This window comes from Allobosea sp. LjRoot9 (assembly GCF_964252745.1).
Classification (GTDB): Bacteria; Pseudomonadota; Alphaproteobacteria; order Rhizobiales; family Beijerinckiaceae; genus Allobosea.
The window spans coordinates 283,570-300,708 of record NZ_CAXUPC020000006.1 but is presented as its reverse complement, the minus strand read 5'-3'; the positions used below and the strand labels follow the sequence as shown (position 1 = coordinate 300,708).

Here is a 17,139-nt window from a genome sequence, read left to right as displayed (position 1 = left end):
CAAAAATGCTTATCATTGCCGTATTTCTTTACTGCTCGAAAAACTCCACTCACGACACTCGGTAAAGCATCGATAGACGTCATTAGTCGCGGCAGCCCTGATGAAGGGCCAATTCCAGTGAACAGCAACCGCCGGCATTTAGAACCCGACGACAAGGACCTCGATATGCCTAGGCGGCCCGGCGGTGCTGCGACGCGAACTGGCGGCCCTTAACGCAGCAGATGCGCCACTTTGCCCATTGGCTGCCTTGCAAACAAGCATGCCTGAAGGCAGACGTCTCTGGATTCCGGAAAGGGCCGGAAACGCCTTTCGCGCGCCAGCTCGAATGTACCATTATCGGAACCTGGGCTGCGTCACCCAAAAGCTGACGCCTCCGGCGTGGACAGCCGGCGCCCCGCGCTCGTAGGTCAGCGTAAAATTCGCGACGCTGGATGCGCTACCTGATATGACTGGATTGGGGGCTGTCTGGTCCATCTGGTGGTGGTCGGGATGCGCGAAGAGTTTTCAACTCATCCGCACGCTCATCGCAGGCTCGCGGCGATCCTCGCGGCGGACATCGCCGGCTATAGCCGGATGATGGGCCACGACGAGGAGGGAACGGTTCGTCGGCTGAAGCAGGTTCGCCGCGAGATCGTCGATCCGACACTGCAAGAGCACTACGGGCGGCTCATCAAGAACACCGGCGATGGCTTTCTCGCCATGTTCGACAGCCCGCTCGAAGCCGTGAGATGCGCAATCGTCATTCAGCAATCCGTGGCGGCACGGAACACCGATCTACCGCGCGATTACTGGCTACAATACCGGATAGGGGTGAATCTGGGCGACGTTATCGTCGAGCCGGACGATATCTTTGGCGATGGCGTCAACATCGCCGCCCGCCTGGAGGCTCTGGCGATGCCCGGCGGCGTCTATATCTCCGGCGGCGTCTACGAACAGATCAAGAATAAGCTGGTCTGCGGATATCAGTCGCTTGGCGACGAGAAGCTGAAGAACATCACCGATCCCGTTCGCATCTATCGTGTGCTTCCCGACCCGGCTTCGTTCGCTAGCGCGACGAAAAATAGACGGCTTTTCGCGGTCCCGGCGGGGATCGTGGCGGCCTTTGCGCTGGTTGCCGCAGGCCTCTACGCCGCCGGCTACTGGCCGGTCGGCGGCCAGCCAAGCCTGGTGTCTGTCGGACAGGTCCCCCAATGGGTGCCCGTCCCTTTGACCTCGGTGACCAACCGGCCTGCACCGACCCGGCGGGTTGAGCCGCCAGCCAGCAGGAATGCGGATGCGGCCAAACCTTTGGCGCCAGCAGCCGATCCCGTGCCTGCCGCCCCAGCTCCGGATCCGCAGGTCGCGATTTTGACTCCGAGCCTTCCTGCCGCACGGACGATCCAAACCGCTTCGGGCTTCCGCGACTGCGAAGCCTGCCCCGAGATGATCCGCATACCCGGCGGATCTTTCCGGATGGGCAGCGACGAAGACCCCTCGGAGCAGCCGATCCGGACCGTGGCCATCGCGCCCTTCGCAATCGGTCGGTCTCCCATCTCCGTCGCCGAGTGGAACCGATGCGCGGCGGCAAAGGGCTGCAACATCTCGCTCGACGGAAGCGACGCAGCGCCAGCGCGCAATCTGAGTTGGCTCGATGCCAAGCAATATGTCGATTGGCTCGCGCAATCGACCGGCAAACCTTACCGCTTGCCGAGCGAAGCGGAGTGGGAATACGCCGCCAGGGCGGGTAGCTCGACCCGCTTCTGGTGGGGTCGAGATCTCGAACCTGGCAAGGCCAATTGCAAGGATTGCGGCGGCCCCCAAGATCCGAAGGCTCCGATGCCGGTCAGCAGTTTCGCACGCAATGCTTTCGGTGGCGCCGATTTCGGAGGCGGGGTCGCGCAGTGGGTGGCCGATTGCTGGCTGCCCAACTACCGGGATGCGCCGTCGGATGGTTCCCCTCGGATGGCTGAGAATTGCCGCGAGAACGTCCTGAGAGGCGGCTCCTGGCGCAGCAACATTGCCTCCGTGAGGCCAGCGAGCCGGACTCACTACGATACGGGAGTGCGCTACCCCGCGCACGGTTTCAGGATAGCTCGTTTGCTCTGACAGGAGGATTCCATGAGCCGATCAGCCAGCGGCATCGTGCTTGCCTTTGCTGCAGTGAGCCTTTTCCCTCCAGGTGCCCTGGCGCAGACGGCGCCGACCCCAAACCCCTCCGCAGCGCAACGAGCGCCTTCTCCGGATGCGCGCCTGTACATCATCTACCCTTGGGACGGAGCGCAGATCCGTGGCGAATTCTGGGTGCGGTTCGGCCTGCGGAATATGGGCGTGACGCAGGCCGGCAGCTCCGCTCCGAATGCCGGACATCACCACCTCCTGGTCGATGTCACCGATGTGATCGATCCGGAGGAGCCGCTTCCGACGGACAACAAGCATCTTCACTTCGGTGCGGGCCAGACGGAGGCGAGGCTTGAGCTGCCGCCTGGACAACATACCCTCCAATTGGTGCTCGGCGACTCGGAACACAGGCCGTTCAAACCGATGCTCATCTCGAAGAAGGTGACCATAACCGTGTTGCCGGCAGCACCCGCGAAGACGTCGAAGAAAGTCAGTGGGAAGGGTGCCTAGGGCAAAGGAAACCCGCCCCAGGCGGACGGACCTCGGCGAGCCGCGCCTCTTTCTAAAGGGGAGACTGCCTGCCCAGCTGGGAGCATGGAGACGATAAGAACCGCGCGCACCGGCATGGCTTGGGCCCACGCCCTAAAGCAGCCCCCCGAAGCTCAGCAAAAAAGGCCATGAGCCGACCTGCCCCGGGCCGTTACCACACTCTGCGCCAATGAGACCTAAAAAGGGGCCGGCGATGATGGCGCTTGCGTCGTCCTTCTAGACCCACCGGCCATGCCGGCGCAGCACCTGCCCGCATCGGCCCCTGGCGCTGCGCTCCCGCGCCGCCCGGGGTTTGAGCCTTGTCGCAAGGGCCCTCGCTCCCGCCATGCCTCAACCCGCCGACTCCCCCACCAACCTCACCCCAAGCCAGGCTTTCGCCTTGTCGATGATCTCGTCGGCCAGTTGCAGGCGCGGCGCCTGCGGCGGGCGGATGGCGACGTAGGAAATCGCGATGTCCGGCGTGAGGGGGCGGCTCACCAGCTCGCCCCGCTCCGCGACGGTCACCGGATCGGAGATCGCGACGCCGTCGCCGCGCGCGGCAAAACTGCAGCAATTGGCCATCGAGGTCTCCATCAGGGTGGCGGGAGACAGGCCTGCCTGGGCCAGGATCAGGTCGAAGCTCTGGCGCACCGGTGTCTTGCGGCCCGGCAACAGCAGGCGATAGGCGACGAGGTCGCGTGGCGTGATGCCGGACAGCGCGGCCAGCGGGTGATCAGGGCGCATCGCGACGACGGCATGGGTGGTGGCGAGCGGCTGCGCCGGCAGGCCGGCATGGCGCGGGGAGCCGAAGACGAAGCCGAGATCATAATGGTGGTTGGTGATCATGTCGCAGATATGGTCGGTGCTCTCCACGTCGAAGACCACCGAGACGTCCGGCTGCGCGCCCATCAGCCGCGACAGGATCTCCGGCAGGCAGGAGGCGGCCAGCGCCGGCATCGCGGCGATCCGCAGGCGCATTCCCCGGGAGCCGCGGATGTCGTCGGCGATGGCGCCGATATGATCCAGGCCAAGATAGAAGCGCTCGACCTCGCGATAGAGGCGGATGGCTTCGGCGCGTGCGACGAGCCTGCGGCCATCCCGGTCGAACAGCCTGAGATCGACGGCGATTTCGAAATCCCGGATCAATCGGCTGACCGCCGGCTGGGTCACATTCATCATCTGCGCCGCCAGCGTGATTCTGCCGGTCAGCATGATGCCGCGAAAGGCTTCGACCTGGCGGGGATGGAGGCGCAACTGTCGATTCATAGCGAGCCTCGGTCCATGCCACGCGTCGATCCATATAACATTAGCTTATGCAGATAGGCCGTAATGCGATTTTCAAGCAAGAGCGCGATCCTGTAGGGAGCAGGGACAACGAGGCAGCAGACGAACGACTGCCTCGAATCCGTGGGAAAACGACAAGGACGCGCTCGCCATGAGGATGACCCTGCTCGCTGCCGTTGTGGCAGCGTCTGCCCTTGGCGCTCCCGCCACGGCGTGGAGCGAAAGCCTGACGATTGGGCTGGCCGCCTCGACGACATCGATGGACCCGCAATTCTACGTCGTCGGTCCCAACAGCGCGATGGCGCGCAACATCTTCGACGGGCTCGTCAACCAGGATCGCAAGCAGCGGATCCAGCCGGCGCTGGCGGAGTCCTGGAAAGTCGTGGACGACACGACCTGGGAGTTCCGCTTACGCGCAAACGTCAGATTCCACGATGGCAGCGCCTTCAGCGCCGCCGATGTCGTCGCCAGCATCAACCGCGTGCCGCTCGCCTCGCAGAACAGCCCGAGCTCCTTTGCCGCTTATGTCCGCGACATCGCCGAGGTCACGGCGGTCGACCCGCTGACGGTCCGCATCAAGACCAGGGGGCCGACGCCGCTTCTGCTCAACAATCTCAGCCGCATCGCAATCCTGCCGGCCGCGATCGAAAAGGTTCCGACGCAGGAGCTCAACACCGGCAAAGGCGTCATCGGCACAGGCCCGTTCAAATTCGCCTCCTGGACGCCCGATGACAGGGTCGTGCTGGAGCGCTGGGACGGCTATTGGGGCGAGAAACCGGCCTGGGACAAGGTCACCTTCCGCGTCTTCAAGAACAGCTCAGCCCGCGTCGCCGCCATCCTCTCGGGCGATGTCGACATGATCGAGAGCATTCCGACCGCCGATATGCGCAATATCGAGAAGGCGAATGCGCTTGATGTCGTCAACATCGCCGGCAATCGCATCATGTATCTCCACATGGACCAGGCGCGCGATGTAACGCCCTTCGCCAAGGGGCCCGACGGCAAGAACCCGTTGAAGAATCCGGATGTGCGCCGCGCCCTGTCGCTGTCGATCAACCGCCAGGCGCTGGTCGAGCGCATCATGGACGGCCAGGGCGCGCCCGCCGGCCAGCTCGTGCCGGACGGCTATTTCGGCTATGATCCGGCGATCAAGCTCGATGCCTATGACCCGGCCAAAGCCAAGGAGCTTCTCACTAAGGCCGGCTATCCCGGCGGCTTTGCGCTGACCTTCCACGCCTCGAATGATCGCTATCCCAACGATTCCAAGATCGCGCAGGCGATCGGCCAAATGTTCAGCCGCATCGGCATCAAGACCGAGGTCACGACCATGCCGGGCAGCGTCTATTTCACGCGCGCCTCGGCCCTCGAATTCAGCTTCATCATGGGCGGCGCGGCGGTCGAAACCGGCGAGGCCTCGGGCGTGCTTGGGCCGATCCTGGAGAGCTATGGCGAGAAGGCGGGCCAGGGAAATCGCGGCCGCTACTCCAACCCGCAATTCGACAAGGCGCTGATCGAGGCCCGCGCGACGCTCGATGACGCCAGGCGCGAACAGCTCCTGCGCAAGGCGACTGAGACCGCGATGACGGATCTCGGCGTCATCCCGGTGTTCTTCCTCGCCAACACCTGGGCGCTGAAAAAATCCCTCAGCTATGAGGGCCGCTCGGACGGCTACACCCTCGCCTCGGATGTGAAGCCGAAATAGCCGCCCCGGGCCCGCCCCCTGCCCCGCTTTCATCCGTCCCCTGCCCGCTCGCGAGACTGCGAGCGGGCGCGGCCAGCCCTGATGGACCTCATGACGACGCTTCCGATCATCATCGATACCGATCCCGGGATCGACGACAGCATCGCCCTCCTGACCGCCTTCGTTTCGCCCGAGCTCGAAATCCTCGGGATCACGCCGGTTTGCGGAAACCAGCCGCTGACGAGCACGCTGCGCAATGCGCTGCAGATCTGCGAGCTCGGTGGCCGCAGCGATGTGCCGGTTCATGCCGGCTGCTTCCGGCCGCTGCTGCGCGAGCCGATCCATGGCCAGTTCCATGGCAAGACCGGCCTCGGCAACACCGTCCTGCCCAATCCGGTGAAGACGGCGGAGGAAACGTCGGCGGTCGAGTTCATCATCGCAAGCTGCGAGGCGGCGGCTGCGAGCGGCCGCAAGATCACCATCTGCAGCCTGGGGCCCCTGACCAATCTCGCGGTCGCGCTGCGGATGAAGCCTGCCATCACAGCAGGCATCGAGACGCTGGTGATGATGGGCGGCGCCTATCGCGAAGCCGGCAACCGCAGCATGACCTCCGAATTCAACGTGCTGGCCGATCCGCATGCCGCCCATATCGTGTTTTCCAGCGGCATTCCGATCGTCGCTTTGGCGCTCGACGCCACGCACCAGGTCATCCTGACGCCTGACCATGTCAGCCAGTTCGCCGCCGTCAGCGGCCGGATCGCCGAGCCGCTGTCGCAATTGATGGCGTTCTGGGACCGCAACGACGTCAGGCGCTACGGCTCGCGCGGCGGCCCGCTGCACGACCCGCTGGTGATCGCCTATCTCTTGGCGCCCGGGCTCTTCCAGACGCAGCCGGCGCGAATCTTCGTCGAGCATGAGAGCGAGCTCTGCATGGGCCAGACCATCGCCGACTGGCACGGCAAATCCGGCCTCGCGCCGAATGCCGAGATCGTCGTGAAGGTCGATGCGCCGGCCGTCATCGCGCTCTTCCTGGAACGGCTGTCGCGCTACGATGCGAAGGCCACGGCGTGAATCGCCAGCGCATCATCATCGACACCGATCCCGGCGTCGACGACGCGGCCGCGATCCTGATGGCGCTGGCCTCGCCCGAGCTTGAGGTGCTCGGCATCTCGGTGGTGGGCGGCAACGTGCCGCTGCAGGCGACGCTCGCCAATGCCTGCAAGATCCTGGCCCTGGCGGGGCGCCCAGATGTGCCGGTTTTTGCGGGCGCGCCGGGGCCGCTGGTGCGCCAACAGGTCTACGGCAAATATGCCGCGATCGGCGCCTTCAGCGACGCGCTCCTGCCCTCGACCGATCTGCGCCCGGCCCATGAGCATGCGGTCGATTTCATCATCCGCAGCGCGCGCGCCGCGATCGCCGAGCCGATCACCATCTGCGCGATCGGCCCCCTGACCAATATCGCGCTCGCTCTGGTGCAGCACCCCGATGTCGCGAAGGGCATCGCGCGGATCGTCGCCATGGGCGGCGCCTTCACCGCGCTCGGCCATCGCACGCCCTGGGCGGAGTTCAACGTCTATGCCGATCCGCATGCGGCCGAGATCGTCCATGGCGCCGGTATCGAGGTCGTGGCGATGCCGCTCGACGTGACGTTCCAGGCGCTGTTCACGGCCGAGCACATCGCGGGCTTCCGCAACACCGGCGGCGCGGTGGGGCGCGCGCTGGGTGATCTGCTCACCACCTATGACCGCAGCGACATCGCGCGCTTCGGCCGCCCCGGCGGCCCGATCCATGACGCCATGACCATCGCCTGGCTGCTGCAGCCGGAGCTGTTCAAGGGCCGCCCGGCTGCCATCGGCGTCCAGGTCACAGGCCAGACTGCCGGCTACAGCTATGCCGATTATCACGGCAAGACCGAGCGCGCCGCGCGAGCGACGATCATCGACAGCGTCGATGAGGCCGGCTTCATCGCGCTGCTGTCGCAGCGCCTGAGCCGCTACGGGCAGGCCGGCGAAGCCGCTGTTGAGGCAGGGGGCTGAGATGGCGGCATATCTGATGAGCCGGTCGCTCCAGACCGTGCTGACGCTGTTCGTGATGTCGATCCTGGTCTTCGTCGGCCTCTACATGGTCGGCAATCCCGTCGACGTGCTGCTCAGCGCCACCGCAACGCCGGCCGAGCGGCTCGAGGTCATCCGCGCCTTCGGCTTGGACCGGCCGGTCTGGGAGCAATATGGGCTGTTCCTGCTGCGGGCTCTGTCGGGCGACCTCGGCAACTCCTTCGTCTTCAACCAGCCGGCGCTGACGCTGATCCTGAAGCGCATGCCGGCGACGCTGGAACTCGCCTTCGTCGCGCTCGTCATGGCGCTCGTGATCGGGCTTCCGCTCGGGATCTATGCCGGCCTCAAGCCGAAGGGGCTGATCGCGAAATCGGTGATGACCTTCTCGATCCTCGGCTTCAGCCTGCCGACCTTCTGGATCGGCCTGGTCATGATCCTGCTGTTCAGCGTCAAGCTCGGCTGGCTTCCCGCGTCCGGGCGCGGCGAGACCACCTCGCTGCTCGGCATGCCGGTCAGCTTCCTCAATTGGGACGGGCTGTCGCATCTCCTGCTGCCGGCCTTCAACCTGGCGCTGTTCAAGATCTCGCTGGTCATCCGCCTGACCCGCGCCGGCGTGATGGAATGCATGCAGCTCGATTTCGTCCGCTTCGCCCGCGCCAAGGGGCTAACGGAATCGCGCATCGTCTTCGGCCATGTGCTGAAGAACACGCTGATCCCGCTGATCACCGTCATCGGCCTCGAACTCGGCTCGCTGATCGCCTTTGCCGTCGTCACCGAGACGATCTTCGCCTGGCCCGGCATGGGCAAGCTGATCATCGACGCCATCGGCGTGCTCGATCGCCCGGTGATCCTGGCCTATCTGATGATCACCGTCGTGATGTTCAGCCTGATCAATCTCCTGGTCGATATCCTCTATTCCATCGTCGATCCGCGCGTCCGCCTCGGGGGAAACTCGCAATGAGCCTCGATCCCCAGGCCCGGACCTCGGTCCACGCGCCGGCTGCGGGCGGCATGCATGCCGGTCGCTCGCCGCTGCGCGAGATGCTCGCTGCCCTGCTGCGCGACAGGCTGGCGCTCACCGGCGTCGTCATCGTGGCGCTCCTGGTGCTCGCCGCGATCCTGGCGCCCTTGATCGCGCCGCAGAACCCCTATGACCTGTCCCAGCTCGACATCATGGACAACCGCCTGCGGCCGGGCTCGCGCAGCATGAGCGGCATGCTCTACCTCATCGGCACGGATGATCAGGGCCGCGACCTGTTCAGCGCCATCCTCTTCGGCCTGCGCACCAGCATCCTGGTCGGCTTGTCGAGCGCTGCGATCGCGCTCGTCATCGGCGCCGCGATCGGCCTGGTCAGCGCCTATCTCGGCGGCCGGACCGACGCCGTGCTGATGCGCATCGTCGACATCCAGTTGAGCTTCCCCGCGATCCTGATCGCCCTGATCTTCCTCGCCATCCTCGGCCAGGGCATCGACAAGATCATCCTCGCTCTGGTCGTGACGCAATGGGCCTATTATGCGCGCACCGTGCGCGGCTCGGCCCTGGTCGAGCGCCGCCGCGCCTATGTCGATGCCGCGCGCGCCATGGCGCTGCCGGACCGCAGCATCCTGTTCCGCCATATCCTGCCCAACTGCCTGCCACCGCTCATCGTCGTCGCGACCATGCGCATCGCCTATGCGATCATGCTGGAGGCGACGCTCTCCTTCCTCGGCATCGGCCTGCCCGTGACGGAGCCCTCGCTTGGCCTGCTGATCGCCAATGGCTTTGAATATCTCCTCTCCGGCGACTACTGGATCAGCGTCTTCCCCGGGCTTGCCCTGCTGCTGCTCATCGTCGGCGTCAATCTGATCGGCGACGGCTTGCGCGACATCCTCAATCCGCGCCGAGAGGGCTGAGGCATGACGGATCCCGTGCTTCGCGTCGACAATCTCACCACCGCCTTCCGCGTCGGCCAGGACTGGCTGAATGTCGTCAACGATGTCAGCTTCGACATCGCTCCGCGCGAAACCGTCGCCGTCGTCGGCGAATCCGGTTCCGGCAAGAGCGTGACGGCGCTCTCGATCATGCGCCTGCTCTCGCCGGCCAATTCCCGCACCTCCGGCAAGATCCTGTTCGAGGGCCAAAACCTGCTCGAGCTGCCGCCCAAGGCGATGCAGGCGCTGCGCGGCAACCGCATCGGCATGATCTTCCAGGAGCCGATGACCTCGCTCAACCCGGTGCTCAGGATCGGCCGCCAGATCACCGAGGTTCTGAGGCAGCATCGCGGCCTGTCTCATGGCGCAGCCGAAGCCGAGGCCGTGCGCCTGCTCGACAAGGTGCGGATCCCCTCGGCGAAGGCGCGCTTGTCGGAATATCCGCTGAGCTTCTCCGGCGGCATGCGCCAGCGCGTCGTCATCGCCATCGCGCTCGCCTGCGAGCCGAAGCTGCTGATCGCCGACGAGCCGACGACGGCGCTCGACGTGACGATCCAGGCGCAGATCCTGGAGCTGATCAAGGCGCTGCAGGAGGAAGAGGGCATGTCGGTCCTCTTCATCACCCATGACATGGGCGTGGTCGCCGAAATCTCCGACCGGACGGTGGTGATGTATCGCGGCGAGGCGGTCGAGACCGGCACGACGCAAGCCATCTTCGCGGACGCCGACCACCCCTATACGCGCGCCCTGCTCTCGGCGGTGCCGCAGCTCGGCTCGATGACCGGCCTGCCGCGGCCGCTGCGCTTTCCCGTGGTCGACCTGCAGACGGGCGAGATCGCCCCCGTCCCGGCAACGGTGGATACGGTGAAATCTGAAGCTCAGCCCGTCCTCGAGGTCGGCAACCTCGTCACGCGCTTTGATCTCAAGGCAGGCTTCTTCGGGCGCGTCAGCGGACGGGTGCACGCGGTGGAGAACGTCTCCTTCGATCTGCGCCAGGGCGAGACTTTGTCGCTGGTCGGTGAATCCGGCTGCGGCAAGTCGACGACGGGGCGCTCGATCATCAGGCTGGCGCAGGCAAGCGGCGGCGCGATCCGGATCGATGGTCGCGACGTGCGCGGCGCCGGCAGAACGGAGCTCGCTGGGATCCGCCGCCATGCGCAGATGATCTTCCAGGATCCGTTCGAGAGCCTCAATCCGCGCATCCGCATCGGCGCCGCCATCGCCGAGCCGATCATCGCGCATGGGCTCGGCACCGCCCGCGACGTGGACGCCCGCGTCGCCGACCTGCTCGAGCGCGTCGGGCTCTCGGCCGGGATGGCCGATCGCTTCCCGCATGAATTCTCCGGCGGCCAGCGCCAGCGCGTCTGCATTGCCCGCGCGCTCGCGCTCGAGCCGAAGCTGATCGTCGCCGATGAAGCCGTGTCGGCGCTCGACGTCTCCGTCAAGGCGCAGGTGATCAACCTGATGCTGGATCTGCAGGAGCGCTATGGGCTGGCCTATCTCTTCATCTCGCACGACATGGCGGTGGTCGAGCGCGTCAGCCATCGCGTCGCGGTGATGTATCTCGGCGAGATCGTCGAGATCGGCCCGCGCGCCTGCGTCTTCGAGAACCCGCAGCACGCCTATACCAAGCGGCTGATCGCCGCGGTCCCGATAGCCGACCCGACCCGGCGACAGCTGCGCCGCATCTCCAACGACGAGATCAGGAGCCCGGTCCGTCCGGCCGACTATGTGCCGCCCCAGCGCAGCTATCGCGAGGTCGCGCCCGGGCATTTCTACCAGCTGCCGCAGTGAGGGCGGGAGCCGGCTGCAATCAGATGGAAACACAGCGCGTGTCATCCCGCCTGGGCCGAGACAAGCGCGGGGAACCCTCTCCTGTAAGGAGAGGGCAGGGTGAGGTGTCGGCCGTTTGACGCTTTGACTGTAACCTCACCGCTGCCCATCGTCATTGCGAGCGCGGCGAAGCAATCCAGGGGACGTAGAGCGAGCCCTCCTGGATTGCTTCGCCGCGCTCGCAATGACGGCAAGGACATCACGCAACTGGTCGAGGGGCCGACACCTCACCCCTGCCCCTCTCACTGAACCCGGGTATACCCGGGTTCAGCACTCAGAGTGTCGAAGTCGGGTGTACCCGACTTCGATGCAGGAGAGGGGTTCCCCGAGCGCTACCTGTAGAGGTTCCGGCATGGATCCCGGGTCTGCGCTTCGCTACGCCCGGGATGACGGCGTGTTTCCCTGCCAAGTGTTTCCCCGCCAAGACAGCAAGCTCCGGCGCTTGGTGCTGACGCGTTGTCTTCACGCGAACCGGTATCCACTTCGCTCGCCCCCTAAGCAGCAAGCGAGGCTGCGATCAGCGTCAGCGCTCGACCGATAGGGCATCGGCCCGCAGAAGCGGTGCCATCCAATCGCGGAAGGCATCGATGGCAGGGTCGAGCCTGCTCGCTCCGAGCGGACGAACCAGATGATAGGCATAATCGTCACGGATCCTGACGTCCCCCAATGCGACGAGCCTGCCGGCCGCGATATCCGACTTAACCAGAATCCCTCGCGCCAGGGCCACGCCTTCGCCTGCGATTGCCGCGTCGATCAGCAAGCCGGCATCGGCATAGCCCGGTCCATCGTCGCGCTCTTTCAGCGACAGCCCGGCGGCGCGCAGCCACGGCGCCCATGGTTGCCAGCTGTGGCGCAACAGCACGCAGCGGACGATGTCCGGCGCGCCCACGAGTTGCAGGCGGTCCCGGTAACGCGGCGCGCACACGGCCAGCAGCGTCTCGCGCGCCAACGGCTCGGCGCGCAGCCCCGGCCAGCCCCCGGGTCCGTAGCGGATCGCCGCATCGACCCCCGCCGGGCCGAGCTCCGCATGCTCGAGCCGGGAATCGAGTTCGATGGCGATCTCGGGATGCGCATCGCGAAACAGGTTGAGGCGAGGCACGAGCCAGCGCGATGCAAAGGAAGGCAGCACGCTCAGCTTGATGGTCCGGCGAGTGTGGTCGCGGACGGGCAAGGCGAAGGTCTCGTTCAAGATCGCGAGCGCCTCCCGCACGCGCAGCACGAGGCGGCGAGCCTCATCGGTCGGCAGCATCTCGTTGCCCACGCGCTGGAACAGCACATGTCCGGTGCGGGCTTCGAGGTCCCGGATGCGGTGGCTGATGGCTCCATGCGTCAGGCCGAGCTCGTCGCCGGCGCGCGAATAGCTTTGCCAGCGGAACGCGGCCTCAAAAGCGCGCAACGACTGGATCGAGGGAAGCTGGACCATGATGGTTGTTAATTTTGATCACAACCGCGGTCAAATCTTGTCGTTGGGCTCAGCGCGGCAGGCTGGCTACCGTGCCAGCGACAATGCAGTCGGCTGATCGATCAGCCTGTCGAGCGGGAACATGCCAATGCGCAGCTACAAGGTCGTCGACGCTTTCACCACGCAGCCCTTGCTGGGCAATCCCGTCGCCGTCGTTCTCGACAGCGACGGATTGGACGCAGCAGCGATGCAGGCCATAGCCTGTTGGACCAATCTGTCCGAGACGACCTTCGTGCTGCCGCCGACGACGCCTGATGCGGATTATCGGCTGCGCATCTTCACGCCGGGAAGCGAGCTGCCCTTTGCCGGGCATCCGACGCTGGGTAGCGCGCATGCGGTTATCGAGGCTGGAATGGCCAGCCCCAGAAACGGCAAGCTCGTGCAGGAGTGCGGCGTCGGCCTGGTGGAGATTGCCGTCGTCGGTCAAGGCGTCGACCAGGTTCTGACGCTGTCGCTTCCACCCGCGACCGTTACGCCCCTCTCGCGCGAGGATGTCGACGAAATCGAGGCGATCATCGGCGCGGCTGTCAAGCGCGAGGCGCCTCCGGCGATCGTCAATGTCGGCCCCCTCTGGGCTATCGCGGAGCTTTCGAGTGTCGATGCCTTGTTGGCGCTGAAGCCTGATTTCGCGCGATCAGCGGCTTTCGAGCGCCGCATCGGCATCACCGGCATCACCCTTTTCGCGCAACGCGACGGGGACGGGCCGGAGATCGAAGTGCGGACATTCGCCCCCTCCTGCGGCGTCTACGAGGACCCGGTGTGCGGCAGCGGCAATGGCAGCATCGCGGTGTTCCGCCGGGATCGCGGCCTGCTGCCCGCCGCTGGCGCGCGCTACGAGGCCGCACAGGGTCGTTGCGTCGGGCGTGACGGCAAGATTTTCGTGTCCGTGGACGCAGATGGCAAGGTTCAGGTCGGCGGGTCCTGCATCACCACGGTGAACGGGACCCTGGCCGCCTGAACGCGGTCGCCGCGAAGCGGCGTCTCGAAGGGTGCTCCAGATAGCTCCGGAGCCTCCTGGAGCAAGCCATTCATCCTCGGAACCACGCCGTCATTCCGGACAAGCGGCGAAGCCGCGCCGATCCGGGATCCATCATAGGGCTCCGTCGCGGCCCTATGATGGATCCCGGGACGACCTTCGCTACGCCCGGGATGACGGCGTGTTTCCCTGCCAAGACAGCAAGCTCCGGCTCTTGGCGCCAACGCGTCCGCGCTCACCTCTCCCTGAAAGCCTTCGCGATCTGGTCCTTGAGCGGCTTGACGATGAACTCCAGCGGGGTGCGGTCCTCGGTCTTGACGAAGATGTCGGCCTGCATGCCGGCAGAGATGTGGTTGGGCGCGATGCGGGCGAGCTCCTGGGCCGAGACCGCGACGCGGATGGTGTAGAAGGTCGCCCCGGTCTGCTGGTCGCGGCTGGTGTCGGCGGAGATGCGGCTGACCGTGCCGGCAAGCTCGGGCGTGGTGCGCTGGTTGAAGGCGTGGAGCTTGATCTGGGCGTGCTGGCCGAGCGCGATCTGGTCGATGTCGGGCGGGTTGATGCGCGCCTCGACCTGGAGCGCGTCCTCGGCCGGCACGATCAGCATGGCAGGCTCCGCCGGGGTGATGACGCCGCCGACGGTGTGGACCGCGAGCTGGTGCACGAAGCCCGCGCTGGTGGCACGGATGTCGACGCGCTTGAGCTGGTCTTCGGCGGCGATCCGGCGCTCGACCAGCTCGGCGCTCTTGCCCTGGATCTCACGCAGCTCCTTCAGCACCTCCTCGCGCAGCGTATCGTCGATCTGGATGATCTGGAGCTGCGTCTCGGCGATCTTGCCCTCAGCCTGCGCGACCGAGGCGATCAATTGGCCCTTCTGGCCTTCGAGGCTGGCGGCCTCGCGCTCGAGCTGAACTTTACGGCTGAGCGAGACCAGGTTCTTGGCATAGAGCCCGCGGACGCCGAGCAATTCCTCCTCGATCAGCACGGCCTGGCGATCGCGCCCGGATTGCTGCGAGCGCAACCCGCTGATCTCATCGGAGAGCTGGCCCATCCGCTTGGCGAGCTGCGCCTTCTGACCGTCGCGCGCGGTGCGGCGCGCCTCGAACAGGCTTTGCTCCGCCAGGACGAGTTCTTCGATCTCCGGCTCGCTCATGCGCTGGGCGAGTTCGGCAGCAACTGTCACCCCGTCCTTGCGGTCGCGCTCGGCCTGGAGACGGGCGCGACGCGCGGCGAACTCGTCGAGCTGCTTGGTGACGACCTGGAGATTGGCGCGGGTGACGGTGTCGTCGAGCCGGATCACCACCTGGTCCTGCTCGACCCGGTCACCCTCGCGGACCCGCAACTCGCCGACGACACCGCCGGTGGCGTGCTGGACCTTCTTGACGTTGCCGTCGACCACGAACTGGCCGGACGCCACGACGGCGCCAGACAAAGTCGTCGCGACCGCCCAGACCCCGACCGTGCCGGCAAACAGGGCGACGCCGGCGCCGCCCAGCAGGGCAAGGCGCCTGAGCGCGCGCTTGAACTCGGGCTGCGCCTCGGCGGGCTGCGTCGTCTTGCTCATGACGCCACCGTCTGGCGCTGCACGCTCGGCAGACCCCCCTGCTTCAGCACCTTCTGCAGGATCTCCTCCTTGGGGCCAAAGCTGTGGATGCGGCCATCGGCCATCATCGCGATGTGGTCGACGCCGGCGATCGCGGTCTGGCGATGGGTCACGACGATGACGATGCCGCCGCGCTCGCGCACGCCCTTGACGGCCATGGTCAGGGCCTCGTCGCCATCATGGTCGAGATTGGAGTTGGGCTCGTCGAGCACGACCAGGAAGGGCTCGCCATAGAGCGCCCGCGCCAGGCCGACGCGCTGGCGCTGGCCGCCCGAGAGCGAGGCGCCGCCCTCGCCGATGCGGGTATCGTAGCCCTGCTCCAGCTTGACGATGAGATCATGCGCGCCGGCAGCCTTTGCGGCTGCGATGATCGCCTCGTCGGAGGCCTCCTGGGAAAAGCGGCCGATATTCTCAGCCACGGTGCCGTCGAACAATTCGATATCCTGCGGGAGATAGCCGATATGGCGGCCAAGCTCGGCCGGCTCCCATTGCTCCAGCGCCGCGCCATCGAGCCGGACCTCGCCCTTGAGCGGGCGCCAGACCCCGACCAATGCACGCACCAGCGTCGATTTGCCCGAGGCGCTCGGGCCGATGATGCCGAGCCCCTGCCCGGCCTCGAGCCTGAGCGAGACGCCCTGCAGGATCGCAAGCTGGCGGCCGGGCGCAGCGACGATCAGGTTGTCCGCCGAGAGGTCGCGGGCGGGCGCGGGCAAGGCCGTGCGCTCGCGCGGCAGGAAGGCCGGCGAATCCAGCACCTGTTTCAGCCGCTTCAGCCCCTGCCTCGCCGAAACAAACCCCTTCCAATGCGCGACCGCGATCTCGATGGGGGCAAGCGCCCGCGAGGTCATGATCGAGGCTGCGATCATGACGCCGCCGGAGAGCTCGCCGCGCATGACGAGATAGGCGCCCAGGCCCAGCACGGCCGATTGCAGCACCATGCGGAAGACTTTTGCGAAAGCGCCGATCCCGCTGGTCGCATCCGCGCCGCTGAGCCAGTCGCGGACATGGCGGAGATTGGCTGTGCGCCACTTCACCTGGAAGGCTGGCGCCATGCCCATCGCGGTCAGCGCCTCGGCATTGCGGCGGCTGGCCTCGGCGACGGCCTGTCGCACTGCTGCGCTCGCCATCTGCGCCTTGTTGGCGTCGCGGCTGCCCATCTCGGTCAGAAAGGTCAGGACCAGGATGACGACCCCGCCGGCGACCGCAAGCCAGCCGAGCCAGGGATGCAGCAGGAAGCAGCCGGCGAAGAACAAGGGCATCCACGGCATGTCGAACAGGGCGGTGGGGCCAAGCGACGACAGGAAGGCGCGGATCTGGTCGAGATCGCGGATCGGCTGCATCGCCTGGTCGGCGCGCAGGCCCAGCAGCGGCAACTTTTGCGCCGCAGCAAAAGCTGCAGGCGAGACCTCCTCATCGAAACGCGCCCCGATCCGCGCCAGCATGCGCACGCGCACCGCATCGAGAAAGCCCTGCAGGCAATAGGCCGCCAGCAGCAGGAGCGAAATCCCGATCAGGGTCGGCACGCTGCGCGAGCTCAGCACCCGGTCATAGACCTGCAGCATGTAAAACGAGCCCGACAGCATCAAAAGATTGATGATGCCGGAGAAGACGGCAACCGCAGCAAAAGCGCCGCGGCAGGAGGCGAGCGCGGCGGCGACGATCGAGGCGGCGTTGGACTGAGGCGAACCCGGCTTCACGAGCGCGCCTCCCCGG

The 17,139-nt window shown here is 66.1% G+C and carries 13 protein-coding genes; 9 read left to right on the top strand and 4 right to left on the bottom strand.

All coding sequences use genetic code 11. From position 1 onward, the window contains the following. The first annotated feature begins 489 nt into the window (after positions 1-489). A complete protein-coding gene (locus ACSQ3P_RS22770; RefSeq protein WP_436167762.1) occupies positions 490-2,085 on the top strand; it encodes an SUMF1/EgtB/PvdO family nonheme iron enzyme in 1,596 nt (531 codons plus the stop codon). A gap of 12 nt (positions 2,086-2,097) precedes the next feature. Beyond that, positions 2,098-2,607 (top strand): DUF4399 domain-containing protein, encoded by a 510-nt coding sequence (locus ACSQ3P_RS22765; RefSeq protein WP_436167761.1) that lies wholly within the window; start codon positions 2,098-2,100, stop codon positions 2,605-2,607. 369 nt (positions 2,608-2,976) lie between these two features. Here the strand turns inward: ACSQ3P_RS22765 and ACSQ3P_RS22760 are convergent, their stop codons facing one another. After that, positions 2,977-3,891, bottom strand: coding sequence for a LysR substrate-binding domain-containing protein (locus ACSQ3P_RS22760; protein WP_436167760.1), 915 nt, complete (start codon positions 3,889-3,891; stop codon positions 2,977-2,979). A gap of 169 nt (positions 3,892-4,060) precedes the next feature. Between ACSQ3P_RS22760 and ACSQ3P_RS22755 the strand changes: the two genes are divergently transcribed. From ACSQ3P_RS22755 to ACSQ3P_RS22730, 6 genes are all read left to right on the top strand, one after another. Continuing rightward, complete coding sequence (locus ACSQ3P_RS22755; RefSeq protein WP_436167759.1) at positions 4,061-5,611, top strand: ABC transporter substrate-binding protein; 1,551 nt, start codon at positions 4,061-4,063, stop codon at positions 5,609-5,611. A 90-nt stretch (positions 5,612-5,701) separates the two neighbouring features. Next, on the top strand, positions 5,702-6,661 hold the full coding sequence (locus ACSQ3P_RS22750; RefSeq protein WP_436167758.1) for a nucleoside hydrolase: 960 nt from the start codon (positions 5,702-5,704) through the stop codon (positions 6,659-6,661). Next, entirely contained in the window at positions 6,658-7,626 is a 969-nt protein-coding gene (locus ACSQ3P_RS22745; RefSeq protein ID WP_436167757.1) for a nucleoside hydrolase, read from the top strand. The genes ACSQ3P_RS22750 and ACSQ3P_RS22745 overlap by 4 nt, the downstream gene beginning before the upstream one ends. Position 7,627: 1 nt before the next feature. Continuing rightward, entirely contained in the window at positions 7,628-8,605 is a 978-nt protein-coding gene (locus tag ACSQ3P_RS22740; protein WP_436167756.1) for an ABC transporter permease, read from the top strand. Then, positions 8,602-9,537: an ABC transporter permease gene (locus tag ACSQ3P_RS22735; RefSeq protein WP_436167755.1), complete on the top strand. Its 936-nt coding sequence runs from the start codon at positions 8,602-8,604 to the stop codon at positions 9,535-9,537. The genes ACSQ3P_RS22740 and ACSQ3P_RS22735 overlap by 4 nt, the downstream gene beginning before the upstream one ends. Before the next feature lie 3 nt (positions 9,538-9,540). Further along, entirely contained in the window at positions 9,541-11,349 is a 1,809-nt protein-coding gene (locus ACSQ3P_RS22730) for an ABC transporter ATP-binding protein (RefSeq protein ID WP_436167754.1), read from the top strand. Between the two features lie 562 nt (positions 11,350-11,911). Here ACSQ3P_RS22730 and ACSQ3P_RS22725 read toward each other — a convergent pair. After that, complete coding sequence (locus ACSQ3P_RS22725) at positions 11,912-12,811, bottom strand: LysR substrate-binding domain-containing protein (RefSeq protein WP_436167753.1); 900 nt, start codon at positions 12,809-12,811, stop codon at positions 11,912-11,914. A 121-nt stretch (positions 12,812-12,932) separates the two neighbouring features. Between ACSQ3P_RS22725 and ACSQ3P_RS22720 the strand changes: the two genes are divergently transcribed. After that, positions 12,933-13,808 carry a PhzF family phenazine biosynthesis protein gene (locus ACSQ3P_RS22720; RefSeq protein ID WP_436167752.1) on the top strand — a complete coding sequence of 292 codons (876 nt, stop codon included), beginning with the start codon at positions 12,933-12,935 and terminating at the stop codon, positions 13,806-13,808. Between the two features lie 253 nt (positions 13,809-14,061). On the opposite strand, the gene ACSQ3P_RS22715 is transcribed toward ACSQ3P_RS22720, so the two are convergent. Both ACSQ3P_RS22715 and ACSQ3P_RS22710 read right to left on the bottom strand, forming a co-directional pair. Then, positions 14,062-15,387, bottom strand: a complete 1,326-nt coding sequence (locus tag ACSQ3P_RS22715; protein ID WP_436167751.1) for an HlyD family type I secretion periplasmic adaptor subunit — start codon at positions 15,385-15,387, stop codon at positions 14,062-14,064. Next, entirely contained in the window at positions 15,384-17,123 is a 1,740-nt protein-coding gene (locus ACSQ3P_RS22710) for a type I secretion system permease/ATPase (RefSeq protein WP_436167750.1), read from the bottom strand. Before ACSQ3P_RS22710 ends, ACSQ3P_RS22715 begins: the two co-directional genes overlap by 4 nt. Positions 17,124-17,139 lie beyond the last annotated feature (16 nt).